23 protein-coding genes are annotated in these 23,796 nt (G+C 70.6%); 16 read left to right on the forward strand and 7 right to left on the reverse strand.

Annotated elements, in window-relative coordinates; translation table 11 throughout:
• Window positions 1–11: 11 nt before the first annotated feature.
• Entirely contained in the window at window positions 12–929 is a 918-nt protein-coding gene (locus tag ACFYZQ_RS28345) for an SDR family NAD(P)-dependent oxidoreductase (protein WP_389153451.1), read from the reverse strand.
• A gap of 267 nt (window positions 930–1,196) precedes the next feature.
• On the opposite strand from ACFYZQ_RS28345, the gene ACFYZQ_RS28350 reads away from it, so the two are divergent.
• The 4 genes from ACFYZQ_RS28350 (at window position 1,197) to ACFYZQ_RS28365 (ending at window position 5,381) form a co-directional block, all read left to right on the forward strand.
• Window positions 1,197–1,622 (forward strand): MarR family winged helix-turn-helix transcriptional regulator, encoded by a 426-nt coding sequence (locus tag ACFYZQ_RS28350; RefSeq protein ID WP_389153455.1) that lies wholly within the window; start codon window positions 1,197–1,199, stop codon window positions 1,620–1,622.
• Between the two features lie 28 nt (window positions 1,623–1,650).
• Window positions 1,651–2,406 (forward strand): IclR family transcriptional regulator, encoded by a 756-nt coding sequence (locus ACFYZQ_RS28355; RefSeq protein WP_389153458.1) that lies wholly within the window; start codon window positions 1,651–1,653, stop codon window positions 2,404–2,406.
• A gap of 137 nt (window positions 2,407–2,543) precedes the next feature.
• Window positions 2,544–3,806, forward strand: coding sequence for an Ig-like domain-containing protein (locus ACFYZQ_RS28360; protein ID WP_389153461.1), 1,263 nt, complete (start codon window positions 2,544–2,546; stop codon window positions 3,804–3,806).
• A 171-nt stretch (window positions 3,807–3,977) separates the two neighbouring features.
• Window positions 3,978–5,381 (forward strand): glycoside hydrolase family 16 protein, encoded by a 1,404-nt coding sequence (locus ACFYZQ_RS28365; RefSeq protein ID WP_389153463.1) that lies wholly within the window; start codon window positions 3,978–3,980, stop codon window positions 5,379–5,381.
• Window positions 5,382–5,453: 72 nt separating this feature from the next.
• On the opposite strand, the gene ACFYZQ_RS28370 is transcribed toward ACFYZQ_RS28365, so the two are convergent.
• Entirely contained in the window at window positions 5,454–6,374 is a 921-nt protein-coding gene (locus ACFYZQ_RS28370; protein ID WP_389153466.1) for an AraC family transcriptional regulator, read from the reverse strand.
• A gap of 157 nt (window positions 6,375–6,531) precedes the next feature.
• Here ACFYZQ_RS28370 and tkt point away from each other — a divergent pair, with 157 nt between their 5' ends.
• The 8 genes from tkt (at window position 6,532) to ACFYZQ_RS28410 (ending at window position 16,353) form a co-directional block, all read left to right on the forward strand.
• Window positions 6,532–8,607, forward strand: a complete 2,076-nt coding sequence (gene tkt / locus ACFYZQ_RS28375) for a transketolase (RefSeq protein ID WP_389153469.1) — start codon at window positions 6,532–6,534, stop codon at window positions 8,605–8,607.
• Window positions 8,608–8,626: 19 nt separating this feature from the next.
• Complete coding sequence (tal, locus tag ACFYZQ_RS28380) at window positions 8,627–9,769, forward strand: transaldolase (RefSeq protein ID WP_389153472.1); 1,143 nt, start codon at window positions 8,627–8,629, stop codon at window positions 9,767–9,769.
• Window positions 9,769–11,355 (forward strand): glucose-6-phosphate dehydrogenase, encoded by a 1,587-nt coding sequence (gene zwf / locus ACFYZQ_RS28385; protein ID WP_389153475.1) that lies wholly within the window; start codon window positions 9,769–9,771, stop codon window positions 11,353–11,355. Before tal ends, zwf begins: the two co-directional genes overlap by 1 nt.
• Window positions 11,352–12,281: a glucose-6-phosphate dehydrogenase assembly protein OpcA gene (gene opcA, locus ACFYZQ_RS28390; RefSeq protein WP_389153478.1), complete on the forward strand. Its 930-nt coding sequence runs from the start codon at window positions 11,352–11,354 to the stop codon at window positions 12,279–12,281. Before zwf ends, opcA begins: the two co-directional genes overlap by 4 nt.
• Complete coding sequence (gene pgi, locus ACFYZQ_RS28395; RefSeq protein ID WP_389153481.1) at window positions 12,274–13,932, forward strand: glucose-6-phosphate isomerase; 1,659 nt, start codon at window positions 12,274–12,276, stop codon at window positions 13,930–13,932. Before opcA ends, pgi begins: the two co-directional genes overlap by 8 nt.
• A gap of 18 nt (window positions 13,933–13,950) precedes the next feature.
• Complete coding sequence (gene gnd, locus ACFYZQ_RS28400) at window positions 13,951–14,832, forward strand: phosphogluconate dehydrogenase (NAD(+)-dependent, decarboxylating) (RefSeq protein WP_389153484.1); 882 nt, start codon at window positions 13,951–13,953, stop codon at window positions 14,830–14,832.
• 6 nt (window positions 14,833–14,838) lie between these two features.
• On the forward strand, window positions 14,839–15,432 hold the full coding sequence (locus ACFYZQ_RS28405) for a histidine phosphatase family protein (RefSeq protein ID WP_389153487.1): 594 nt from the start codon (window positions 14,839–14,841) through the stop codon (window positions 15,430–15,432).
• A gap of 213 nt (window positions 15,433–15,645) precedes the next feature.
• On the forward strand, window positions 15,646–16,353 hold the full coding sequence (locus tag ACFYZQ_RS28410) for a TetR/AcrR family transcriptional regulator (RefSeq protein WP_389153490.1): 708 nt from the start codon (window positions 15,646–15,648) through the stop codon (window positions 16,351–16,353).
• Window positions 16,354–16,411: 58 nt separating this feature from the next.
• Here the strand turns inward: ACFYZQ_RS28410 and ACFYZQ_RS28415 are convergent, their stop codons facing one another.
• Window positions 16,412–16,849 (reverse strand): TIGR03618 family F420-dependent PPOX class oxidoreductase, encoded by a 438-nt coding sequence (locus ACFYZQ_RS28415; protein WP_389153493.1) that lies wholly within the window; start codon window positions 16,847–16,849, stop codon window positions 16,412–16,414.
• A gap of 73 nt (window positions 16,850–16,922) precedes the next feature.
• On the opposite strand from ACFYZQ_RS28415, the gene ACFYZQ_RS28420 reads away from it, so the two are divergent.
• The 3 genes from ACFYZQ_RS28420 to ACFYZQ_RS28430 are packed head-to-tail and all read left to right on the forward strand — an operon-like array spanning window position 16,923 to window position 18,749.
• Complete coding sequence (locus tag ACFYZQ_RS28420; RefSeq protein ID WP_389153496.1) at window positions 16,923–17,072, forward strand: hypothetical protein; 150 nt, start codon at window positions 16,923–16,925, stop codon at window positions 17,070–17,072.
• Window positions 17,072–17,467: a hypothetical protein gene (locus tag ACFYZQ_RS28425; protein ID WP_389153499.1), complete on the forward strand. Its 396-nt coding sequence runs from the start codon at window positions 17,072–17,074 to the stop codon at window positions 17,465–17,467. The genes ACFYZQ_RS28420 and ACFYZQ_RS28425 overlap by 1 nt, the downstream gene beginning before the upstream one ends.
• 58 nt (window positions 17,468–17,525) lie before the next feature.
• Window positions 17,526–18,749 (forward strand): serine hydrolase domain-containing protein, encoded by a 1,224-nt coding sequence (locus ACFYZQ_RS28430; protein ID WP_389153502.1) that lies wholly within the window; start codon window positions 17,526–17,528, stop codon window positions 18,747–18,749.
• An 81-nt stretch (window positions 18,750–18,830) separates the two neighbouring features.
• On the opposite strand, the gene ACFYZQ_RS28435 is transcribed toward ACFYZQ_RS28430, so the two are convergent.
• The 4 genes from ACFYZQ_RS28435 to ribA all read right to left on the reverse strand — a co-directional run bounded on the left by ACFYZQ_RS28435 (window position 18,831) and on the right by ribA (window position 22,948).
• Window positions 18,831–19,994: a saccharopine dehydrogenase family protein gene (locus tag ACFYZQ_RS28435; protein WP_389153505.1), complete on the reverse strand. Its 1,164-nt coding sequence runs from the start codon at window positions 19,992–19,994 to the stop codon at window positions 18,831–18,833.
• Between the two features lie 5 nt (window positions 19,995–19,999).
• Entirely contained in the window at window positions 20,000–21,052 is a 1,053-nt protein-coding gene (locus tag ACFYZQ_RS28440) for a saccharopine dehydrogenase (RefSeq protein WP_389153508.1), read from the reverse strand.
• Window positions 21,049–22,188, reverse strand: a complete 1,140-nt coding sequence (locus ACFYZQ_RS28445; protein WP_389153511.1) for an NAD(P)/FAD-dependent oxidoreductase — start codon at window positions 22,186–22,188, stop codon at window positions 21,049–21,051. Before ACFYZQ_RS28445 ends, ACFYZQ_RS28440 begins: the two co-directional genes overlap by 4 nt.
• Before the next feature lie 100 nt (window positions 22,189–22,288).
• Window positions 22,289–22,948 carry a GTP cyclohydrolase II gene (gene ribA, locus ACFYZQ_RS28450; RefSeq protein ID WP_389153514.1) on the reverse strand — a complete coding sequence of 220 codons (660 nt, stop codon included), beginning with the start codon at window positions 22,946–22,948 and terminating at the stop codon, window positions 22,289–22,291.
• 39 nt (window positions 22,949–22,987) lie between these two features.
• Here ribA and ACFYZQ_RS28455 point away from each other — a divergent pair, with 39 nt between their 5' ends.
• Window positions 22,988–23,770: a creatininase family protein gene (locus ACFYZQ_RS28455; protein WP_389153517.1), complete on the forward strand. Its 783-nt coding sequence runs from the start codon at window positions 22,988–22,990 to the stop codon at window positions 23,768–23,770.
• The last annotated feature ends 26 nt before the right edge of the window (window positions 23,771–23,796 follow it).

The following is a 23,796-nucleotide window of genomic DNA, read 5'->3' on the forward strand; positions in this document are numbered from 1 at the left end:
GGCGGGGTCCATCACGCCTCCGGGAACTTGGGCGCCGGGATACCGACGGTCTGCGGCTCGGCGCCGACCGAGGTCGCCCACGCGTCGGCCAGGGAGTCGGGGGTCCAGCCGCCGTCGGCGTAGGCCGCCCGGACCTCCTGCGGATGCGACCAGAGTGCCACCTTGTCGCCGCCGATGCCGATGGCCTGGCCGGTGATGCCCCGCGCGGCCTCGGAGGCGAGGAACGGGACGAGGGCCGCGCAGTCCTCCGGGGTGCCGAAGCCCTCGCCCTTGCGCAGGAAGTCCGGCAGCGGCTCCCCGTTCTTCATGGCCTCGATGTACGGGGCGAAGGCCGGGATGGTCTCGGTCATGGCGGTCGCGGCCACCGGCACGATCGCGTTGACGGTGATGTTCGCCCGGCCCAGCTCCATCGACCAGGTACGGGCCATGGCGGCGATGCCGGCCTTCGCGGCGGCGTAGTTCGTCTGGCCGAAGTTGCCGCGCTGCCCGGCCGGGGAGCCGACCAGGATCAGGGTGCCGCCCTCGCCCTGCTCGCGCATCCGTACGGCCGCGGCGCGGGCGCAGGTGAAGGTGCCCTTCAGATGGGTGGTGATCACCGCGTCGAAGTCCTCGTCGGTCATCTTCCACAGCACCTTGTCGCGCAGGATGCCCGCGTTGGTGACCAGGATGTCCAGCCGCCCGAACTCCTCGACCGCACGTCCGACGAGCCGGTCGGCGGCCTCGGTGGTGCCGACGGGGACGACCTCGGCGACGGCCGTTCCGCCGGCCTCGGCGATGGACTTCACCGCCTGCTCGGCCACTGTCTCGTCGATGTCGTTGACGACCACGGACGCCCCGTGGGCGGCGAGGGCGTGGGCATATGCGAGGCCGAGGCCCCGGCCGCTGCCGGTGACGACGGCGGCCTTGCCGGTGAGATCGATGCTGGACACGCGGAGTCCCTTCACAAGGCTATGCGGGTGCTGCGGGCGATGCGGGTGCCGCCGGCGATGCCAGTGCTGCGGCTGCGGCTGCGGCTGCGGCTGCGAGATCGAAGCTAAGAGCAATAATTGTTGACGTCAATAGTTGTCCCGAACCTGCGCGTGGGGCATCCTGGCCTCCCAGGAACCGGGAAGGGGTCCCGGCCGACCGAGACGAGGGAGAGAGCCATCACCCGCCAGCACGCCACGGAACCCGGCCTCGACGAGCACGAACCGTGGATGCGCGGGCTGCACGCCGACACCGGCTATCTGCTCTACCGGCTGGGCCTGCGCTCCGGGCAGTTGTTCAACGCCTTCCTGGAGAAGTCCGGCCTGCGCCTGCGCCACTACGCGGTACTGCGCTTCCTCGCCACCTCCGAGGGCGCCCTGCAGCGTGAGCTGAGCACCCGGCTCGGCTATGACCCGAGTGCGATCGTCGGCCTGGTCGACGACCTGGAGAAGCTGGGTTTCGCCGAACGCCGCCCCGCCCCCGACGACCGCCGCAGCCGCATCGTGGTCCTCACCGGCGAGGGCCGTGCCTTCCTGCGTGACACCGACGAGGCGGGCCTGCGCGTCACCGAGGAACTGCTGGGCCCCCTGGACGCGGTCGAACGGGACATACTGCACGCCCTGCTGCTGCGCGTCGCCGAGGACGGGCTCTCCTAGGGCCCCACCGCTGGAAGAGGGCTACGCGATGACCGTCCGCTCCGCTCCCGACCGGCTGCTGTCGGTGCTCGCCGCGTTCGACCACGAGCATCCGGCGCTGTGCCTGACGGACATCAGCCGCCGCGCGGGGCTCACCCTCACCACCGCGCACCGGCTGGTCGCCGCGCTCACCGACTGGGGCGCCCTGGAACGGGACCCCGACGGCGTCTACCACGTGGGCCTCAGGCTGTGGGAGGTCGCGGCCCTGGCGCCGCGCGGCCTGGCGCTGCGCCAGATCGCGCTGCCGTATCTGGAGGACCTGTACGAGGCGACGCACGAGAACGTGCAGCTCGCGGTGCGGGACGGATCCGAGGTGGTCTACATCGAGTGGATCTCGGGGCGTTCGGCGGTCGGCGTGCACATCCGGGTCGGCGCGCGCTGGCCCCTGCACGCCACCGGGGTCGGGCTCGCGCTGCTGGCGCACGCCGACATCGCCTTCCAGGAGGAGTACTGCGCCGGTCCGCTCGCCTCCTTCACCCCGTACACGATCACCGATCCGGCACGGCTGCGCCGGGTGCTGGCCGAGGTTCGGCGGTCCGGCGTGGCGGTGAGCGACCGTCAGGTGACGGACGACGCGCTGTCGGTGGCGGCCGACGTGCGCGGGCCGGGCGGAGCCGTGGTCGCCGCCGTGTCCGTCGTCGTACCCCAGCAGGCCGCGCAGGTGCCGGTGCTGGCCCCGGCGGTGCGGCTGGCGGCGCGCGGGATATCCCGGGCTCTGGGGTGGCAGCCGGAACGGACGCCCTGAGAGCTCCCCGCCGGACGACCAGTGCCCTCCCGTCCTCACCGGAATCTCAGGGAGCACCCCTCGGATTCAAAGAGCGGACCCAGACAACCGGCGCAGGATGCCCACACAGCAGACGGACAACTCCGGAAAGGCGCGTCGTGGGCGTCTCGCACATATCGAACCGAGCAGGACAGCGGGCGCGGAAGTGGTCCCGGCGCGGGATCCTCGGCGTCCTCGGCGCCGTGCCCGCCGCCGCCCTCCTCACCGGCTGCGGATACTCGTCGGACGCCTCTGACGCGACCGGTACCGCGGGAGCCGCGGACGGCGGGGGCGCGTCGGCACGGCGGTCGACGGCGAAGAAGGCGACGATCACGATCACTCCCGCGGCCGGCACCAAGAAGGCCGACTTCACCAGCCGCGTGGAAGTCACCGCCACCGGCGGCGCGCTGGCCTCCGTCAGGGTCACCGGCAACGACGGCTCCACGCTGCCGGGCTCCTACAACGACGACCGCACGAAATGGACGTCGACGAAGAACCCGTACTCGGGCACGAAGTACACGGTGAGGGCCAAGGCCGAGGGGGACACGGAGGAGACGGTGGCCGCCTTCACCACCAAGTCGCCCGGCGAGACGTTCGTCGGCTACTTCACACCCGAGGCGGGCTCCACCTCCGGCGTCGGCATGCCGGTGTCGATCAACTTCACGCACGCGGTCACGGACCGGGCCGCCGTGCAGAAGGCCATCACCGTCACCGCCGAACCCGCCGTGGAGGTGGTCGGGCACTGGTTCAGCGACACCCGGCTGGACTTCCGGCCCGAGACGTACTGGGCGGCGGGCACGAGGATCACGCTCAGCCTGCGCCTGAAGGACGTCGAGGGTTCTGACGGTGTCTACGGTATGCAGTCGAAGGACGTCATCTTCCACATCGGCCGCGAGCAGATCAGCACGGTCGACCTGGTCACCAAGCAGATGGTCGTCGAACGGGACGGCCTGACCTCCGCGACCTACCCCGTCACCGGCGGCGACTCCGGTCACACCACCTGGTCGGGGATCATGGTGATCAGTAAGCGGTTCAAGCAGACGCGGATGGAGTCCTCGACGGTCGGGCTCGGTGACGAGTACGACATCCCCGACGTGCCGCACGCCCAGCGCCTGACCACCTCCGGCACCTTCGTGCACGGCAACTACTGGGCGTCGACGGCGGTGTTCGGCCACCAGAACACCAGCCACGGCTGCGTCGGCCTGCACGACGCGAAGGGCGCGAACGACAGTTCGGTGGCGGGCTACGAGTTCTACGAGAGCTCGATGCTCGGTGACGTCGTGATCGTCAGGAACTCGGGCGAGAGGACCGTCGACCCTGCCAACGGCCTCAACGGCTGGAACCTGTCCTGGGCGGAGTGGAAGGCGGGGAGCGCGCTCTAGTCGACCCAGGCCTTCATGGACTGAACCCATCAGCGGCGGAAGGACTTTCTTCGCTACAACTCTTGACGGCCTCGGTGACGGGGAGCACATTGGGCCCACTTTGAGAGCGCTCTCAAGGCGCGCGCTCGCGAAGGCATCCCCGCGCACATCCCCGTACCCGAGAGGCTCCCCATGAGTGACACCTCCGGCATGCACCGCAGACCGCGCCCCTTGCGGCGGGCGTTCCTCGCCGTCATCGGCACGCTGGGCCTCGCGGCGGCCGCCACCACGGTCGCCTCACCGTCCGCGAACGCCTCCGCCCCCACGCCCCCGTCGGGCTGGACTCAGGTCTTCCTCGACGACTTCAACGGCGCCGCGGGCTCCGGCGTCGACACCCGCAACTGGCAGTACGACACCGGTACTTCGTATCCGGGTGGCCCCGGGAACTGGGGCACCGGCGAGGTCGAGAGGATGACCAGCAGCGCGAGCAACGTCTCACTCGACGGCAAGGGCAACCTGCGCATCACCCCGGTGCGCGACGCGTCCGGCAACTGGACCTCGGGCCGCATCGAGACCAACCGCACCGACTTCCAGCCGCCGTCCGGCGGCAAGCTGCGCGTCGAAGCCCGTATCCAGATGCCCGACGTCACGGGCATCGCGGCCGAGGGCTACTGGCCCGCGTTCTGGATGCTGGGCGCCCCCTACCGCGGCAACTACCAGAACTGGCCGGGCGTCGGCGAGCTGGACGTCATGGAGAACGTCCAGGGACTGAACAAGGTCTGGGCGACGATGCACTGCGGCACCAACCCGGGCGGCCCCTGCAACGAGACGACGGGCATCGGCAGTTCCACCGCCTGCCCGAACACGACCTGTCAGTCGGGCTTTCACACCTACGCGCTGGAGTGGGACCGCTCGGTCAGCCCCGAGGCGATCCGCTTCTACGTCGACGGGGTCAACTACCACACGGTCACGGCGAACCAGATGGACGCCACCACCTGGGCCAACGCCACCGGCCACGGGTTCTTCGTCATCCTGAACGTGGCGATGGGCGGCGCCTTCCCGGACGCCTTCGGCGGTGGACTCGACGGTGACACACGGTCCGGCGTCCCGATGGTCGTCGACTACGTGCAGGTGTCGCAGTCGACGGGTGGTGGGAGCGGTAGCACTCCCCCACCGTCCGGCAATCGGGACGCCTACGGCACCATTCAGGCGGAGTCCTACGACAGCCAGTCGGGCACGGCCACCGAGACCACCACGGACACCGGCGGCGGCCAGGACATCGGCTCACTCGCCAATGGCGACTGGGCGCTGTACAAGGGCGTCGACTTCGGCTCCACGGCGGCCCGGCAGTTCTACGGCCGCGTGGCGAGCGGCGCGGCGGGCGGCGTGAGCGGACTGGTCGAGGTACGCCTGGACAGCCGGAACAACTCCCCCGTCGGCAGCTTCGCGGTGGCCGATACCGGCGGCTGGCAGAGCTGGCGGACGGTCCCGGCGAACATCGCCTCGGTGACCGGCACCCATGACGTCTATCTGACGTTCACCAGCGGCCAGGCGTCGGACTTCGTCAATGTGAACTGGTTCGGCTTCGGTCACTGACAGCGACCTTGCGCAAGGGGGCTCCACGCACGCGTGGAGCCCCCTTTTCCGCGCGAGTTCCTTGCTGGAGGCTCAGCGCAGCTCCGCTCGGAACGCTGCCGGCGTCATGTCCGTGTGCTGTTGGAAGAACTTGGAGAAGTTGGCCGCGTCGGGGAAGCCGACCGCCGCGCCCACCCGGCCGATGGGCAGGTCGGTGTGGGCCAGCAGGCGTTTGGCCTCCAGGATCACGCGCCTGTCGATGAAGCCCTTGGGGGTCTGGCCGGTGGCGGCGCGGACCGCGCGGACGAGGGTGCGGCGGGAGTAACCGAGGGCGTCGGCGTAGGCGCTGACGCTGTGGTTCGCGGTGAAGCCCTTCTCGACCGCCTCGCGGAAGAGGGTGAACGTCGTGTCGGCCTGCTGCCGGGCCGCCTGGGCCGAGCCGGCCGCGAGGTGCGCCAGGCGCAGCAGGAACGCCGTGAGGGAGTGGCGCAGCACCTCGGTGTGCAGGCTGAGGGGCAGCGTGGTGGTGTCCTGGTACTCGCGCCCCAGCTGCACGAGGGCCGCCTCGAGCCCCGCGAGCTGGGCCTCGTCGGGGCGCAGCAGCGGCGGGAGGTCGTAGCGGTACAGGCCGGTGGCCTCGACGGTGGCGCGGGGCAGGAAGCCGGGCTGCATGGTCAGGACGGTTCCGCGGTACTCGCTGCTGCGCGAGAAGCGGTGGACCTGCCCCGGGCGGATCCACAGCAGGTCGCCGGCCGTCGCCTCGTACTCGGCGAAGTCGATCATGTGCCGTACGGGGCCGTCGGTGAAGAGCATCACGACGTGGAAGTCGATGCGGTGCACGCGCTCCAGCGGCGCCTCGGCGTGCCAGGTGCGGCCGGTCCCCATGGGGCCGATCTGCATACCGACACCGCATGCGCTGAGTTCGACCGGGAAGGGGAAGGTTCTGATCCCGTCCACGCCGCCGTCGCCGTCCACGCCGCCGCCGTCTCCACCTTGGGTGGTTCTGTCTGCCATGTCCTACTCGTGCCGCCTAAGGTCGCGCGTCGCAGCGCGCTGGGGTGTCCCACTTTCACCACAGGCTGACACACGGCGACCTTCCCCCGTAAAAGTCTGACTTTTAAGTTCGAACGCGTCAGAGCAATCCATCGCTCGGATAGAGGATTTCTTGAAGATGACCACGCAGACACCGGACAGCTTCGAATGGACCGAACTCGACCGGCGTGCCGTCGACACGGCCCGTCTGCTGGCGGCGGACGCCGTACAGAAGGTCGGCAACGGCCATCCCGGCACCGCGATGAGTCTGGCGCCGGCGGCGTACACCCTTTTTCAGAAGGTGATGCGCCATGACCCGGCCGACCCGGAGTGGACGGGCCGCGACCGCTTCGTGCTCTCCCCCGGCCACACCTCGTTGACCCTCTACACCCAGCTCCACCTCGCCGGGTACGAGCTGGAGCTGGACGACCTGAAGTCGTTCCGCACCTATGGCTCCAAGACGCCCGGCCACCCCGAGTACGGGCACACCGCGGGCGTGGAGACCACGACCGGCCCGCTCGGCCAGGGAGTCGCCAACGCCGTGGGCATGGCGATGGCGGCCCGCTACGAGCGCGGCCTGTTCGACCCGGACGCCCCGGCGGGCACCTCCCCCTTCGACCACACGATCTGGGCGATCGTCTCCGACGGCGACCTGCAGGAGGGCGTCTCCGCGGAGGCCTCCTCGCTGGCCGGCCACCAGAAGCTCGACAACCTCGTCTTCCTCTACGACGACAACCACATCTCCATCGAGGGCGACACCTCGACCGCCTTCTCCGAGGACGTGCTGAAGCGGTACGAGGCGTACGGCTGGCACACCCAGCGGATCGAGCCCACTGACGACGGCGACATCGACGTGCCCGCGCTGTACGCGGCGTTGAAGGCCGCCCAGGCCGAGACCGGACGGCCCTCCATCATCGCGATGCGCACGATCATCGCGTGGCCCGCCCCGAACGCGCGGAACACCGGGGCCGCCCACGGTTCGGCCCTCGGCGCCGAGGAGGTGGCCGCGACCAAGCGCGTCCTCGGCTTCGACCCGGAGAAGACCTTCGAGGTCGCGGACGACGTCCGCGTCCACACCCGCCGGGCCCTGGACCGGGGGGCCGAGGAGCACGCGGCCTGGGACAAGCGGATCGCCGAGTGGCGAGAAGCCCAGCCCGAGCGCGCGGAGCTGTTCGACCGGGTCGTCGCGGGCCGGCTGCCCGAGGGATGGGCGGACTCCGTACCGGTGTTCGAGCCCGGGAAGTCCGTCGCCACCCGTGCGGCCTCCGGCAAGGTCCTGCAGGCCCTCGGACCGGTCGTCCCCGAGCTGTGGGGCGGCTCCGCCGACCTGGCCGGCTCGAACAACACCACCATCGACAAGAGCAGCTCCTTCCTGCCGGAGGGCAACCCGCTGCCGGAGGCCGACCCGTACGGCCGTACCGTCCACTTCGGCATCCGCGAGTTCTCGATGGCCGCGGAGATGAACGGCATCGCCCTGCACGGCAACACCCGTGTGTACGGCGGCACCTTCCTCACGTTCTCCGACTACATGCGCAACGCCGTGCGGATGTCCGCGCTGATGCAGCTGCCGGTGACGTACGTGTGGACGCACGACTCCATCGGCCTCGGCGAGGACGGGCCCACCCACCAGCCCGTCGAGCACCTGGCCTCGCTGCGCGCCATCCCGGGTCTGAACGTGGTCCGCCCGGCCGACGCCAACGAGACCGCCCTCGCCTGGACGGAGATCCTGCGCCGGCACTCCACCCACCCGGCCCCGCACGGCCTGGCGCTGAGCCGGCAGGGACTGCCGACCTACGCGCCCAACCCGGACACGGCGCGCGGCGGCTACGTCCTCGAGGAATCCTCCACCGGGACACCGGACGTCGTCCTGATCGCCACCGGCTCGGAGGTGCATCTCGCGGTGGCCGCCCGTGAGCTGCTGGAAGCCGAAGGCGTCGGTACACGGGTGGTTTCGATGCCGTCCGTGGAGTGGTTCGAGGAGCAGCCGCGCGAGTACCGCGACCGGGTGCTGCCGCCGGAGGTACGGGCGCGGGTCGCCGTGGAGGCCGGTATCGGTCTGACCTGGCACCGCTTCGTGGGCGACGCCGGACGCATCGTCTCCCTGGAGCACTTCGGCGCCTCCGCCGACGCGAAGACCCTGTTCGCCGAGTTCGGCTTCACCCCCGAGAACGTCGCCGCCGTGGCGCGCGAATCCCTTGCCGTCGCCCGCGGTTGATCCGAACGCACGAAGGAAGATGATCACAGTGACCGAAGCGACCGCGATCGCGGGAGCACTTGAGCGCCTCGCCGAGGAGGGGGTGTCCGTCTGGCTGGACGACCTCTCCCGCGGGCGGATCGAGTCCGGCGGCCTCGCCGAGCTCGTCGAGGCCGGGAAGGTCGTCGGCGTCACCACCAACCCGTCGATCTTCCAGGCCGCCATCGGCTCCGGCGCGGGCTACGAGGAGCAGCTCTCCGACCTTGCCGTGCGCGGGGTGACGGTCGACGAGGCGGTGCGGATGCTGACGACCGCGGACGTACGGTCCGCCGCCGACATCCTGCATCCTGTATACGAGAAGACGGGCGGTCGGGACGGCCGCGTATCGATCGAGGTCGACCCGCGTCTGGCCCACGACACGAAGGCCACCGTCGCCGAGGCCCGGCAGCTGGCCTGGCTCGTCGACCGCCCGAACGTCATGATCAAGATCCCGGCGACCCCTGCGGGTCTGCCCGCCATCACCGAGGTCGTCGGCCAGGGCATCAGCGTCAACGTCACGCTGATCTTCTCCCTGGAGCGCTACCGCGAGGTGATGGACGCCTACCTCGCCGGTCTGGAGAAGGCACGCGCCAGGGGCCTGGACCTGTCCGCCATCCACTCCGTGGCCTCCTTCTTCGTCTCCCGCGTCGACACCGAGATCGACAAGCGGCTGACGGTCCTGGGCACCCAGGAGGCCCTCGCACTCAAGGGCCGGGCCGCGCTGGCCAACGCGCGACTGGCCTACGAGGCGTACGAGGACGTCTTCTCCGGCGCACGCTGGCTCGCCCTGGCCGGGGACCGGCCGAACAGGCAGCGTCCGCTGTGGGCGTCCACCGGTGTGAAGGATCCGGCATACAAGGACACGCTGTACGTGGACGATCTGGTCGCGCCCGGCACGGTCAACACCATGCCCGAGGCCACCCTGAACGCGGTCGCCGACCATGGCACCGTCACCGGCGACACGGTCACCGGCGGCTACGCGCAGGCCCGCGCCGACCTCGCGGCCGTCGAACGGCTCGGAATCTCCTACGAGGAGGTTGTCCGGCAGCTCGAGGACGAGGGTGTCGCCAAGTTCGAGGCGGCCTGGCATGACCTGCTGGACGCGGTCACGAAGTCCCTGAACAGCAAGGGAGTTGACGCGTAATGACCACCAACGAAGAGCAGGGCGCGGCACCGGAGCAGGTGCTGGTGCCCGTCGAACCGGCGGCCGACTGGGACAATCCCCTGCGCGATCCGCGCGACCGCCGCCTGCCCCGCATCGCGGGCCCGTCGGGGCTGGTCATCTTCGGGGTGACCGGTGACCTGTCCCGCAAGAAGCTGATGCCGGCCGTCTACGACCTCGCCAACCGCGGGCTGCTTCCGCCGGGCTTCTCCCTGGTGGGTTTCGCCCGCCGCGACTGGGAGGACCAGGACTTCGCCCAGGTGGTGCACGACGCCGTCCGCGAGCACGCGCGCACCCCGTTCCGTGAGGAGGTCTGGCAGCAGCTCGCCGAGGGCATGCGGTTCATCCCCGGCGACTTCGACGACGACACCGCGTTCAAGCAGCTGCGCGAGGCCGTCGAGGAGCTGGACGCCTCCCGGGGCACGGGCGGCAACTTCGCCTTCTACCTCTCCGTACCGCCGAAGTTCTTCCCGAAGGTCGTGCGGCAGCTGAAGAAGCACGGCCTGGCGAGTCCCCCGGAGGGCGCCTGGCGCCGGGCGGTCATCGAAAAGCCGTTCGGGCACGATCTGGCGAGCGCCCGGGAGCTGAACGCGATCGTGCACGACGTGTTCGACCCGGACCAGGTCTTCCGCATCGACCACTACCTCGGCAAGGAGACCGTCCAGAACATCCTGGCCCTCCGCTTCGCCAACCAGATGTACGAGCCGATCTGGAACCGGTCCTTCGTCGACCATGTGCAGATCACCATGGCCGAGGACATCGGCATCGGCGGCCGGGCCGGCTACTACGACGGCATCGGCGCCGCCCGTGACGTCATCCAGAACCACCTGCTGCAGCTCATGGCCCTCACCGCGATGGAGGAACCCATCGCCTTCGACGCGGAGGCGCTGCTCACCGAGAAGCTGAAGGTGCTGAAGTCGGTGCGGCTGCCGGAGCACCTGGGCCTGAGCACCGTCCGCGGGCAGTACGCCGAGGGCTGGCAGGGGGGCGAGCAGGTGCCCGGGTACCTCCAGGAGGAGGGCATCGACCCGCGGTCGAAGACCGACACCTACGCTGCGGTGAAGCTGGAGGTCTGCAACCGCCGCTGGGCGGGCGTCCCGTTCTACCTGCGTGCCGGCAAGCGGCTGGGCCGCCGGGTCACCGAGATCGCGGTGGTCTTCCAGCGGGCCCCGCACTCCCCCTTCGACCGCACGGCCACCGAGGAACTCGGGCAGAACGCCATCGTCATACGCGTCCAGCCCGACGAGGGCATGACCGTCCGGTTCGGCTCCAAGGTGCCGGGCACCTCGATGGAGATCCGGGACGTGTCGATGGACTTCGCCTACGGCGAGTCGTTCACCGAGTCGAGCCCGGAGGCGTACGAACGGCTCATCCTGGACGTGCTGCTGGGCGACGCCAACCTGTTCCCCCGTCACCAGGAAGTGGAAGAGTCCTGGAAGATCCTCGACCCGATCGAGGAGTACTGGGCGGGACACGGCAGGCCGGCGCAGTACGCGTCGGGCAGCTGGGGACCCGAGGAAGCCGACGAGATGCTCGCACGAGACGGACGGAGCTGGCGCAGGCCATGAAGATCGACCTGACCGACACCACGGCAAGCAAGATCAACAAGGCGTTGGTGCAGGGCCGCCGCGCCATCGGGACCCCTGCCGTGGGCATGGTCCTGACGATGGTCATCGTCACGGACGAGGAGAACGCCTACGACGCGATCAAGGCCGCCGAGGAAGCCTCGCACGAGCATCCCTCGCGGACCCTGGTCGTCATCAAGCGGCAGGCCCGCAACCCGCGTGAACGCACGCGGTCCCGGCTGGACGCGGAGGTCCGGGTCGGGTCCGAGGCCGGCACCGGGGAGACGGTCGTGCTGCGCACCTACGGCGACGTGTCCGACCACGCCGACTCGGTGGTCCTGCCGCTGCTGCTGCCGGACGCTCCGGTGGTCGTGTGGTGGCCGGTGGAGGCGCCGGAGAACCCCGCCAAGGATCCGCTGGGCGCGCTGGCACAGCGCAGGATCACCGACCTGTACGCCGTCGAGAACCCGCTGGAGGTCCTTCAGCGCCGGGTCCGCTCCTACGCACCCGGTGACACCGACCTCGCCTGGACCCGGCTCACCCCGTGGCGCTCGATGCTGGCCGCCGCCCTGGACCAGGCCCGTACGACGGTGACCTCGGCCGCGGTCGAGGCCGAGGCCGACAACCCCGCCGCCGAGCTGCTCGCCCGCTGGCTGGAGGCACGGCTCGGGGTGAACGTCGACCGCGTCGTCACCGCGGGCCCGGTCGTCACGGCCGTCCGCCTGGGCACCGCCAACGGCGAGATCGTCATCGACCGTCCCGAGGGCCCGCTGGCCACGCTGACCCTCCCGGGGCAGCCGCCGCGCACCCTGGCGCTCAAGGTCCGGTCCATGTCCGAGCTCATCGCCGAGGAACTGCGCCGCCTCGACGCCGACGAGATGTACGCCATCGCCCTGCGCGGCAAGGAGGAGATCCCCGCCCATGTCTGACGCCCCGAAGCCCACGCGGCGGCCGGAGTGGGCCGCCCTGGAGGACCACCGCGCGGACACGATGCCGCACCCGAGCCTCAGGGAGCTGTTCGCGGCGGATCCCGGCCGCGCCGAGCGGTACGTCGTCACCGTCGGCGACCTGCGCATCGACTACTCCAAGCACCTGATCACCGACGAGACCCTCGCCCTGCTCCAGGAACTGGCCGCCGCCACCGGCGTGTCCGGACTGCGCGACGCGATGTTCCGCGGCGAGCGGATCAACGTCACCGAGAACCGTGCCGTGCTGCACACCGCGCTGCGCGCCCCGCGGGAGGCGGTGGTCGAGGTCGACGGGGAGAACGTCGTCCCCGAGGTCCACGCGGTCCTGGACAAGATGGCCGGCTTCGCCGAGCGGGTCCGCTCCGGTGAGTGGACCGGCCACACGGGCCGGCGGATCCGCAACGTCGTCAACATCGGCATCGGCGGCTCCGACCTGGGCCCGGCGATGGCCTACGAGGCGCTTCGGCCCTTCACGGCACGGGAGTTGACGTTCCGGTTCGTGTCGAACGTGGACGGCGCCGATCTGCACGAGGCGACCCGCGACCTGGATCCGGCGGAGACCCTGTTCATCGTCGCGTCGAAGACCTTCACCACCATCGAGACGATCACGAACGCCACCTCGGCCCGCTCCTGGCTGCTGGATGCCTTCGAAGGGGACGAGAAGGCGGTGGCCAGGCACTTCGTCGCACTGTCGACGAACGCCGGGAAGGTCACCGAGTTCGGCATCGACCCGGACAACATGTTCGCCTTCTGGGACTGGGTCGGCGGCCGGTACTCGTACGACTCGGCGATCGGCCTGTCCCTGATGATCGCCATCGGCCCGGACCGCTTCCGGGAGATGCTGGACGGCTTCCGGATCGTCGACGAGCACTTCCGCACCGCGTCCCCGGAGTCCAACGCACCGTTGATCCTCGGCCTGCTGGGCATCTGGTACAACAACTTCTTCGACGCCCAGTCGCACGCGGTGCTGCCGTACAGCCACTACCTGTCGAAGTTCACCGCCTACCTGCAGCAGCTGGACATGGAGTCCAACGGCAAGTCGGTGGACCGTCAGGGCCGCCCGGTCGAGTGGCAGACGGGTCCGGTGGTGTGGGGCACGCCCGGCACCAACGGGCAGCACGCGTACTACCAGCTGATCCACCAGGGTACGAAGCTCATCCCGGCCGACTTCATCGGCTTCGCGCGGCCGGTGGCCGAGCTCAGCGACGAACTGAAGGCACAGCACGACCTGTTGATGGCGAACTTCTTCGCCCAGACCCAGGCCCTCGCCTTCGGCAAGACCGCCGACGAGGTGCGCGCCGAGGGCGTGCCCGAGGAGCAGGTGCCGCACCGCACCTTCCGCGGCAACCACCCCACCACGACGATCCTCGCCGGTGAACTGACCCCGTCGGTCCTCGGTCAGCTCGTCGCCCTCTACGAGCACAAGGTGTTCGTGCAGGGCGCGGTGTGGGACATCGACTCCTTCGACCAGTGGGGCGTGGAGCTCGGCAAGGTCCTCGCAAAGCGCGTCGAACCGGCTCTGACCGAAGGCGCCGACGTGCCCGGTCTCGATCCGTCCACCTCCGCCCTCGTGGCCGCCTACCGCTCGCTGAAGAACGTCCCGAACGCTTAAGGAAGAAGTGAACTGACCATGCAGCTTGGACTCATCGGCCTCGGCAAGATGGGCGGCAACATGCGCGAGCGGATCCGCCGCGCCGGCCACACCGTCATCGGCTACGACCGCAACCCCGAACTCTCCGACGTCAAGAACCTCGCCGAACTGGTCGAGAAGCTCGACGCCCCGCGCACGGTGTGGGTGATGGTCCCGGCCGGCCACGCCACCCAGTCCGTCATCGACGAACTGAAGCAGCTGCTGTCCGAGGGCGACACGGTCGTCGACGGCGGCAACTCACGCTGGACGGACGACGAGAAGCACGCGGCGGAACTCGGCGTCAAGGGCATCGGCTTCGTCGACGCGGGCGTCTCCGGCGGGGTCTGGGGCCTGCAGAACGGCTACGCCCTGATGGTCGGCGGCGACAAGGCCCATGTGGAGCGGCTGGAGCCGATCTTCGACGCGCTCAAGCCCGAGGGTCCGTACGGCTACGTCCACGCGGGCAGGGTCGGTGCCGGCCACTTCTCGAAGATGGTCCACAACGGCATCGAGTACGCCATGATGCAGGCCTACGCCGAGGGCTGGGAACTCCTGGAGAAGGTCCGTTCGGTGGACAACGTCCGGGAGGTGTTCCGTTCCTGGCAGGAGGGCACGGTCATCCGCTCCTGGCTGCTCGACCTCGCGGTCAACGCCCTCGACGACGACGAGCACCTGGAGAAGCTGCGCGGCTACGCCGAGGATTCCGGCGAGGGCCGCTGGACCGTCGAGGCGGCCATCGACCACGCGGTGCCGCTCCCGGCGATCACCGCCTCCCTGTTCTCCCGGTTCGCCTCCCGGCAGGACGACTCCCCGCAGATGAAGATGGTCGCGGCGCTGCGCAACCAGTTCGGCGGCCACTCCGTCGAGTCGGTGAAGGAGTAGCCGGTCATGGGGGACCTTCTGCTGGTCCGCCATGGCGAGACGGAGTGGAGCGTTTCGGGACAGCACACCAGCTTCACCGACCTGCCCCTCACCCAGCACGGCGAGGAACAGGCCAAGTCCCTGGCTCCGCTCCTCACCGGCCGGACCTACGCCCTGACACTCACCAGCCCGCTCCGACGCGCGACACGCACCGCCGAACTCATCGGCCTGACGGGGGCCGTCCCGGACCCCGACCTGCACGAATGGGACTACGGCGGCTACGAGGGCATCACCACCGTCGACATCCACCGCACCCGCCCCGACTGGGACCTGTGGACGGACGGCGTGCCGCCCGGCTCCGGGGGGACACCTGGTGAGTCACCCGCCAACGTGGGCCGGCGCGCCGACCGGGTGCTGTCACGCCTGGACCCGGTACTCGCCCGCGACGACGGCGACGTACTGCTCGTCGCCCACGGCCACTTCCTCCGTGTCCTGACCGCCCGCCGGCTGGGCCTGCCGCCGGCCGAAGGCCGCCTGTTCCAGCTGGCCACCGGCACGGTCAGCCGGCTCTCGACCGAACACGGCCGGCCGGTGATCGCGGAGTGGAACAGCAGACCCTGACCGCCCGGCGCGGCACGCGTCAGCGCTGCGCGTGCCGCGCCGCCAGGCGCACCGACGCGTTCGCTGCGCCGTAGTCCCGGTGGCCGGGATCCCGCTGGACCAGTTCGAAGAAGACCCGGCCTACGGTGGCGGTGTGGCGGTGCCGGACTCCTTGGGTCTTTCCCGGCTGCTTCTACAATCACGGGCACCGGCCCTACGCCCGAAGGAAGCCCGATGACCACCGTCGACGAACCGGCACGCGAAAACGGGCGCATCCGTGACGCCGCCCGCACCCGGGCCGAGATCCTCGACGTGGCCACCCAGGAGTTCGCCCGGGCCGGCTACGACGGCGCCCGCGTCGACGAGATCGCCGCACGCACCCGCACCACCAAGCGGATGATCTACTACTACTTCGGCGGCAAGGAACAGCTCTTCACGGCCGTGCTGGAACGGGCGTACGGCGTGATCCGCCACGCCGAGCAGCGACTCGACGTCGAGCACCTCGATCCGGTCGCGGCCATCCGGCGTCTGGCCGAGCTCACCTTCGACCAGCACGAGCGGCACCCCGACTTCATCCGCCTGGTCAGCATCGAGAACATCCACGGCGCCGAGCACATCGCCGCCTCCGAGAAGCTCGGGGAGACCGGTTCGGCCGCCCTCGAGGTCATCCGCCGCATCCTGGCGTCGGGCCAGGAGTCCGGCCTGTTCACGGCCGACGTGGACGCGGTCGACCTGTACGCGATGATCAGCTCGTTCTGCTTCTTCCGGGTCGCCAACCGGCACACCTTCGGGGCCCTGTTCGGACGGGACCTGGTGGACCCGGCACAGCGCGATCATTACCGCACCATGCTCGGTGACATGGTGATCGCCTACCTGACGGCGGGGCACGCGGGCCGGCCGGCCATACAGCCGCAGCCCTTGACCCCCGGGAACCGGTACTGATCGGCCAGGGCGACACCGACACGGGGCGGCCCCTCGTGGACTGCATACGGTATGTCGCCTACCGTCGCGGGATACCGTACACACGCTCCACACGCAGCCGCAGCACCAGTCGTCGGTCGCGGACCATGGCGGCCCGGTAGTCGTCCCAGTCGGGATGCTCGCCCTGGACGTCGCGGTAGAGGCGGATCAGCTCCTCCACCGTCTCGTCGTCCGGGTCCCCGGCGACGGGGGACAGGTCGGCGGCACCCTCGGCGACCGTGTACGCCCAGCGGTCGGCGGTGGTCACGTGGTAGGAGGCCCGAGGATCCCGGCGCAGATTGCGGGTCTTGGCACGGTCGTCCGTGAGCGAGACCCGGATGACCCGCTCCTCGGGGTAGTAGGCGTGGCTGACGTTCGACAACTGGGGCCGGCCGTCCCGCTTGAGGGTCACCAGCACTCCCCCGTGGCTTGCGGAGAGCAGCCCGAGCAGTGCGTCCTGCGTCGCGTCCTGAGTCATACCGGGTTCAACCCGGCTCGCGCGCCGACACATTCCCGCATTCCTCCAACAGCACCGGATCTGCTCGCGGGCGGTGGGGACGGCGTTGGGCATCCTGATGGCCGCGTCGGCGTCGCTGTTCGGCATCCTGTCCGCCCTCGGGTGCGCGATGCCGCTGCGCCGGGCGAGCGCCCGTCTCACCACCAGAGCAGCGATGGCTCTCCGCACGGCTGGCTACTGGTGATGGCCCGAGCCCCGGGCACACTCGCACGGGACGTCGGTTTCACGCTGCTGGGCGCCGGGTTCGGCACGGTCATGGTGGCGGCCACGCACGTCGTCGTGCGGCAGGCGGACACCGGTACGGCCGGGGTGGCGGGCGGGCTGCAGCAGACCGCGCTGAACGCCGGGCCGGCGCTGGGCGTGGCCGCGGCGACCTCGCTGATGGGCGTGGGGACTACGGCGGCGCCGACCGTCCTGGCGGCCGTGGCCGCGCTCGGCGCGGTGGCCTCCCTGGCGCTGCCGGGACGCCGCGTCGTGTCGATCACACCCCGCCCGGAACCGCGGGAGCGTGCCGGAGTCCCTGCGAAGATGATCTCCGACGACGTTCGAAGAGGCCTGAGACCGTCCGATGAGGTCTGAGGCCGTCCCCCAGGGGTAGGACGGAACACACCGGGTCGGTCACGACCGGAGGAGAGCGATGGCACAGCTGCGACAGGAAGTCGACCCGGGCGAGGGCGGGCTGGACGGGAAGGCGCTGGACCGCCTCGACCAGTACGTCGCCGACCACGTCGCCGAAGGACGTCTGCCCGGCTTCCTGGTGGCTCTCTCGCGCGGCGGCCGCGTCGCCCACCTGACCGTGCACGGGCACCGCGACGTGGCGGCGGGGCTGCCGGTCGAGGCGGACACGCTGTGGCGGATCTACTCCATGACCAAGCCGGTCACCGCGGTCGCCGTGCTGCTGCTGGTGGAGGAGGGCAGGCTGTCGCTGGACGACCCGCTCGAGCGGTACCTCCCCGTCTTCGCCGGCCCCCGGGTGTACGTCGGCGGCTCCGGCCCCGACGTGGAGACCCGCCCGGCCGACGGCCCCGTACTCCTGCGCCATCTGCTGACGCACACCGCCGGCCTCACCTTCGGCTTCTACTACTCCCATCCCGTCGACGCGCTGTACCGGGAGGCCGGTCTGGAGTCTTCGGTACCGCCGGGCGCGGACCTGGCCGGGACGATGGACGTGTACGCGCGGCTTCCCCTGCAGTTCGAGCCGGGCACGCAGTGGAACTACTCGGTCGCCTCCAACGTGCTCGGGCGGGTGATCGAGGTGGTCTCCGGGCAGCCGCTCGACCGGTTCTTCGCCGACCGGATCTTCCGGCCGCTCGGCATGACGGACGCGGGCTTCGAGGTCACGCCCGAACAGTCCGGCAGGCTCGCCGAGTTGTACGGCGAGACAGACGCCGGTGGCATCGAGCCGATCCCCGGGCTGCCGCTGCACGGCCGGCCCCGCTTCCTGTCCGGCAGCGGCGGCATGGTCGCCTCGGCCCACGACTACCACCGGTTCATGGAGATGCTGCGTCGCGGCGGTGAACTGGACGGCACCCGCCTGCTCTCCCGTGCGTCGGTGGCCATGATGACCGGCAACCGGCTCCCCGGCGGCGCGGACCTGCAGTCCTTCGGCGCCCCCACCCACCGGGAGCCCTACAACGCGGGCGTCGGCTTCGGCTTCAACGTCTCCGTGGTCACCGATCCTGCCCGCACGGTGGCCCCCGTGGGCCTGGGCACCTTCGGCTGGAGCGGCGTGGCTACGACGACCTTCTGGGTCGATCCGGGGCGCGATCTGACCGTGCAGTTCATGACCCAGGTGCGTCCGAAGACCCTGAAGATCTTCCCGGAGCTGAAGCGCCTCGTCCATGAGGCCGTCGTCGGCTGAACACCGAATCCTGCATACGATGCCGGGCGGACGGCGGCCCGCTTCGGCACCTTCCGCGGCCAGGGCGGCCCCGGTTGTGGTCTATTGACCGAGCCGGAGACTGAAGTCCACGCCGTCCGCGGCGAGTTCGTCGAGCCATTCCTGGGAACGCGTCGGTGTCCCGGCCGCCCGGTTCAGGCCCGGAGGCAGGCTGCCGTTCAGGATGTGGCGGACGCCCAGTGCCAGGGGCCGGGAGACGCAGCGGGCCATGGCGCTCTCCTCGGCGTCGCCCACCTGGTCGAGGAGGTAACTGCCGGACCAGGTGCGGCCGGCGCCGGCGTCCACCCGCAGAGTGACGGCGAGGACGACGCGGTCGCGGTCGGCCTCCGTCGTCGGATGAGCCGCCGCCAGTTCCTGCGCGAGGGCCGCGATCCTCGCGTCGTCGCCGCGCTTCAGCTCCTCGAAGACGGACGTCCAGGCCCGCTGCCATCCGGCCAGGCGCAGGGTGCCGCGGACGAAGGTGTGCGGTGTCCAGGCGGGCGGCAGGTCGTACTGCTCGATGAACGGCAGGCTGTCCCGGTTGGGGTAGGCCTCGAAGGACTCCCCGTCGACGTCGTGCGGTCGGGTCGCCTCCCAGGGGCGCTCGGCCGTGGTGTCGGCGCCGTCCTCCATGTAACGGGCGGGCGAGCGCAGGGCGTTGAGCACCCCGGCGGGGGCCCAGCTGAAGCGGTAGCGGAAGTCGTTGGGGACGGCCGGGACGCCACCGCAGTAGGAGGTGAGATGGTACGTCGCAGGGGTGCCGTCCCCGATCGCCGCCCGTGCCCTGCCGATCAGGCTGTGTGCGAAGAGGTGGTCGATGCCCGGGTCCAGCCCCGCCTCGGTGAGGACGACGAGCCCCGCCCGCGCGGCCGCCGGCACCTCGTCCAGTACCGCCGGGGAGACGTAGCTGGAACAGGCGAAGTGGGCCCGCCGCCGTACGCACACGGCCAGCAGTCCGGCGTGCTCGGACGCTGGGAGCATGGACACGACGACGTCTCCCGGAGCCAGTTCGTCGTCGAGCGACGGGAGCGTGAACGCGCGGGGTTCGGCCTCCCCGGTCAGCCCCAGCCCGGCCAGCGCCCGGGCCGCTCGTTCCTCGGTGCGGTGCCAGAGCCGTACCCGGTCCGCGCTGTCGCACAGCGCGGCCAGGCCGCTGCCCGTGGACAGTCCCGCGCCGATCCAGTGCACCGTGCCGCTCGCGGCTTGCAGGTCGGGCAGGTCGGACATCGTCGTCAGTCCCCTTCGGTCAGGTCCAGTTCACGGCAGGCGCGGTGGAAGGTGTCGAGGCAGCGGCGCCACGGACCGGAGGCGGTGTCGAACTCCAGCAGGTGGGGCAGCAGTGCGGCGGAGAAGTCGGCGCTGGACTCCCGGGGCAGCAGGGACGGCAGGTTGTCGATGGCGATCAGGTCCAGGGGCGGTTCCTTCCGCAGGCGGCGCGCGGGGTCCGTCCAGTCCGTGGTGCGGTCGTACACCGGCAGGACGTTCAGGGGCGAGCCGACGTCGCAGGTGACGTCGCACACGGTGCGCAGCCGGCGGTCCGGGGCGTCGAGGTCCTCCTCGCGCAGGAAAGGCGGGACGGGGCTCGTGGCGAGCACCGCGTTGACCATGACGTCGTGCGCCAGCAGGGCATCGCGGTCGAGGTCACGGGTCTCGGCCAGGTCCCAGCAGGTCGGCTCGGTTCCCGCGGCGGCGAAGGCGTCCCGCGCCCCCCGGCCACTGCGGCCCAGGGCGCCGATCACCAGGGCCGTGAACCGGGTGTCACCGGCGGCGGGCCGCAGCAGCTCGTCCAGTTCCTCCCTGGACGTGGGCGTGAGCGGCACCGGCAGTCTGCCGCGCTGCCTGAGCACGGCGAGGGCCGCGCCGAGGTATCCCGCCCAGTAGCCGAAGGCGGCCAGCCGGCGCCCGTAGTCGTCCACCAGGTACTCCAGGTCGAGGAGCGCTCCCGCCCCGGACACGAAGCGGCGCAGCAGAGCGGTGGCGCCGGGCTGCCGTTTGTAGGCGTGCCCGAAGAAGATGTGCCGGTGGACGAGCTCGCCTGGCTCGTCGGGGAGTTCCTTCAGGCCGAGGATCACGGCGTCCCGGGGCGCCGACACCCAGGAGCTCGCGGGGACGATACGGGCGCCCACCGCCGCGTACTGTCCGGCCGGGAAGATCCGCTGCTCGGACTCCTCGACGGTCAGCGTCACCCCCGCCTCGGTCAGCCGCCGGGCGTCGGAGGGAACGACGGGCGTGCGGCGTTCCGTCGTACGGTCCTCGTGGCGCAGCCACAGATGGAGCTCGGTCATACCAGGTTGGCCTCCGGGCGCGGGGCGTCGGCCGCGAAACGGCCGGCGCTCAGGGGACGGACGTCCAGGAAGGGTACGCGGCCCAGATAGAGGTCGCGGATCACCTCGCCGACGGCAGGTGCCTGCAGGAAGCCGTGACCGGAGAAGCCGGTCGCATACAAGAACCGGGATACCGACGACGCCTCCCCGATCAGGGCGTTGTGGTCGGGCGTGTTCTCGTACAGCCCCGCCCAGCCGCCGGTGCGGCGCAGGTCGAGCAGGGCGGGGGCGCGCCGTGCCATGGCCTCGGTCAGCCGGGGGATCCAGCGGTCGTGGGTGTCGGTGGCGAAGCCGGGTGCCTCCTCGGGGTCGGACATGCCGACCAGCAGCCCAGGGCCTTCGGCGTGGAAGTAGAGGCTGGTCGTGAAGTCGATCGTCATCGGCAGCGCGGGCGGCAGACCGGGTACGGCTTGCGTGACGGCGATCTGGCGGCGCAGCGGCTGCACCGGCAGGTCCACGCCGGCCATCGCGCCGACCGCCCGCGACCAGGCGCCCGCCGCGCAGATCACGGTGTCGGTGGCGATCCGGCCCAGGGTCGTGGTCACCGCGGTGATGCTGTCGCCGCGCCGTTCGATCCCGGTGACCTCGGTGTGGCGCAGGATCCGGGCGCCGTGGGCACGGGCGACGGCGGCGTAGCCGTGGACGACGGCCTCGGGCGTGCAGTGGCCGTCGTCCGGCGACCAGGCGGCGGCCAGCAGTCCGTCGGTGCCGATCAGCGGCGACAGACGCCGGGCCTCCTCGGGCGCGATGACGCGGCTGGGCACACCGAGGGAGTTCTGCAGGCGCACACTCGCCTCGAAGGAGGCCACGTCCTCGGGCGTCGACAGCAGGAAGAGATACCCGACCCGGTGCAGTCCGATGTCGTGCCCGGTGTCCTGCTGGAAGCGGGCGAACGCCTCGAGGCTGCGGGCTCCGAGCTGGATGTTGAGCTCGTCGGAGAACTGCGCCCGCACCCCGCCCGCCGCCTTCGAGGTGGACCCGGCGGCGAGCTCGTCGCGTTCGACGAGCAGGACGTCACGAACGCCCGCCCGGGCCAGATGGCAGGCGATGCTCGTGCCGATCACCCCGCCACCGATGATCACGACGTCGGCCTGCATGATCACTGGCTCCTCCCCCGCACTGCGGCGCCCGGGTCCCGGAGAGGAAGAGGACGCCCTCGGTCATGACCTCTTCCTGTCCGGATCTCCGGGCTCCCATTCAGGACAGGTGCGCGACGGCGTCCAGATGGGGCAGGTGGTGGTCCAGCCGCTCCCGCTTCGTCCGCAAGTAGGTGATGTTGCTCTCGCACGGCTGGATCAGCAGCGGCACCGTCTCGGCGACCTGTATGCCGTGCCGGACCAACGCCTCCCGCTTGCGCGGGTTGTTGGACATCAGGCGGACCGACTTCACACCGAGGTCCTGCAGCATCCCGGCGGCGACGCCGTAGTCGCGGGCGTCGACGGGCAGTCCGAGGGCGAGGTTCGCCTCGACGGTGTCCAGTCCCTCCGCCTGCAGGGCCATCGCACGCAGCTTGGCGAGCAGGCCGATGCCCCGGCCCTCGTGCCCTCTCAAGTAGACGACGATACCGCTGCCTTCGGCGACGACCGAGCGCAGCGCGGCGTCCAGCTGGTCGCCGCACTCGCAGTGCTGGGAGCCGAACGCGTCACCGGTCAGGCACTCGGAGTGCAGCCGGGTGAGTACTCCCTCGGAACCGATCTCGCCGTAGACCAGGGCCACTTGCTCGTCACCGCGGTCGTGGTCCAGGTAGCCGACCGCCTGGAATTTCCCGTACACCGTGGGCAGTGGCGCATTGACGACGCGTTCCACACCCGTACGCTGCGGGGCCTTCTTGCCGAGTACGCCGATGTTTTCTGTCATGATCTGATTCCTAAAGCAGAGACGAAAGGCCGTAGGGAAATGAGTGGTTCGGGCGCGGGTGGGACGATGTACGGTACATGGGGCCTGCTGCCGGCGGACACCACGGAAGATGTACGGGCGCGGGGAGCGGGCGTCTCACCACAGGTGGCCGTCCTTCCCGTCGGGAGTTTCGAGCAGCACGGTGCCTACCTTCCGCTCGCGACCGACACCCTGGTCGCCTGTGCCATCGCCCGGGAGATCGCCGCGGCGCACCCCGTGCACCTCCTTCCTCCCGTGACGGTGTCCTGCTCGCACGAGCACGCGGCCTGGCCGGGAACCGTCAGCATCTCCTCCGTGACCCTGCATGCGGTGGTGCGGGACATCGCGGCGTCGCTGCGCCGTTCGGGCGTCGAGGCGCTCGTCGTGGTGAACGGCCACGGTGGCAACTACGTGCTGGGCAACGTGGTCCAGGAGGCCTCCGCGCGCGGGGAGCGGATGGCGCTCTTCCCGGCCGCGGAGGACTGGGAGGAGGCGCGGGTGCGGGCCGGGGTGGCCACCTCGCTGCTCACCGACATGCACGCCGGAGAAATCGAGACCTCCATTCTGCTGCACGCTCATCCCGAATATGTCCGTCCTGGTTACGAGTCCGCCGATTTCACCGCGGACGACCGCCGTCATCTGCTCACCGTGGGAATGTCCGCCTATACCGAATCGGGCGTCATCGGCCGTCCTTCCCTCGGTTCGGCGGAGAAGGGCAGGGAACTGCTGGCGAGCCTGGTCGAATCCTTCGGCGCGTACCTGGAGTTGGTCACCTCGGGGGAAACGGATTCCTCTCGCGCGTAGGTTCCGCGCAGTGCGGTCCACCAGCG

Origin of the sequence: Streptomyces sp. NPDC001843 (assembly GCF_042891955.1) — a bacterium.
Taxonomy (GTDB): Bacteria; Actinomycetota; Actinomycetes; order Streptomycetales; family Streptomycetaceae; genus Streptomyces.

What these genes read in the sequence shown, in the direction of transcription:
- ACFYZQ_RS28350 (WP_389153455.1), top strand. Translation starts at nt 1,197, where the DNA reads ATGCGCGGGCTGCACGCCGACACCGGCTATCTGCTCTACCGGCTGGGC.
- ACFYZQ_RS28355 (WP_389153458.1), top strand. Translation starts at nt 1,651, where the DNA reads ATGACCGTCCGCTCCGCTCCCGACCGGCTGCTGTCGGTGCTCGCCGCG.
- ACFYZQ_RS28365 (WP_389153463.1), top strand. Translation starts at nt 3,978, where the DNA reads ATGAGTGACACCTCCGGCATGCACCGCAGACCGCGCCCCTTGCGGCGG.
- ACFYZQ_RS28370 (WP_389153466.1), bottom strand. Translation starts at nt 6,374, where the DNA reads ATGGCAGACAGAACCACCCAAGGTGGAGACGGCGGCGGCGTGGACGGC.
- tkt (WP_389153469.1), top strand. Translation starts at nt 6,532, where the DNA reads ATGACCACGCAGACACCGGACAGCTTCGAATGGACCGAACTCGACCGG.
- tal (WP_389153472.1), top strand. Translation starts at nt 8,627, where the DNA reads ATGATCACAGTGACCGAAGCGACCGCGATCGCGGGAGCACTTGAGCGC.
- zwf (WP_389153475.1), top strand. Translation starts at nt 9,769, where the DNA reads ATGACCACCAACGAAGAGCAGGGCGCGGCACCGGAGCAGGTGCTGGTG.
- opcA (WP_389153478.1), top strand. Translation starts at nt 11,352, where the DNA reads ATGAAGATCGACCTGACCGACACCACGGCAAGCAAGATCAACAAGGCG.
- pgi (WP_389153481.1), top strand. Translation starts at nt 12,274, where the DNA reads ATGTCTGACGCCCCGAAGCCCACGCGGCGGCCGGAGTGGGCCGCCCTG.
- gnd (WP_389153484.1), top strand. Translation starts at nt 13,951, where the DNA reads ATGCAGCTTGGACTCATCGGCCTCGGCAAGATGGGCGGCAACATGCGC.
- ACFYZQ_RS28405 (WP_389153487.1), top strand. Translation starts at nt 14,839, where the DNA reads ATGGGGGACCTTCTGCTGGTCCGCCATGGCGAGACGGAGTGGAGCGTT.
- ACFYZQ_RS28410 (WP_389153490.1), top strand. Translation starts at nt 15,646, where the DNA reads ATGACCACCGTCGACGAACCGGCACGCGAAAACGGGCGCATCCGTGAC.
- ACFYZQ_RS28415 (WP_389153493.1), bottom strand. Translation starts at nt 16,849, where the DNA reads ATGACTCAGGACGCGACGCAGGACGCACTGCTCGGGCTGCTCTCCGCA.
- ACFYZQ_RS28425 (WP_389153499.1), top strand. Translation starts at nt 17,072, where the DNA reads ATGGCCCGAGCCCCGGGCACACTCGCACGGGACGTCGGTTTCACGCTG.
- ACFYZQ_RS28430 (WP_389153502.1), top strand. Translation starts at nt 17,526, where the DNA reads ATGGCACAGCTGCGACAGGAAGTCGACCCGGGCGAGGGCGGGCTGGAC.
- ACFYZQ_RS28435 (WP_389153505.1), bottom strand. Translation starts at nt 19,994, where the DNA reads ATGTCCGACCTGCCCGACCTGCAAGCCGCGAGCGGCACGGTGCACTGG.
- ACFYZQ_RS28440 (WP_389153508.1), bottom strand. Translation starts at nt 21,052, where the DNA reads ATGACCGAGCTCCATCTGTGGCTGCGCCACGAGGACCGTACGACGGAA.
- ACFYZQ_RS28445 (WP_389153511.1), bottom strand. Translation starts at nt 22,188, where the DNA reads ATGCAGGCCGACGTCGTGATCATCGGTGGCGGGGTGATCGGCACGAGC.
- ribA (WP_389153514.1), bottom strand. Translation starts at nt 22,948, where the DNA reads ATGACAGAAAACATCGGCGTACTCGGCAAGAAGGCCCCGCAGCGTACG.
- ACFYZQ_RS28455 (WP_389153517.1), top strand. Translation starts at nt 22,988, where the DNA reads ATGAGTGGTTCGGGCGCGGGTGGGACGATGTACGGTACATGGGGCCTG.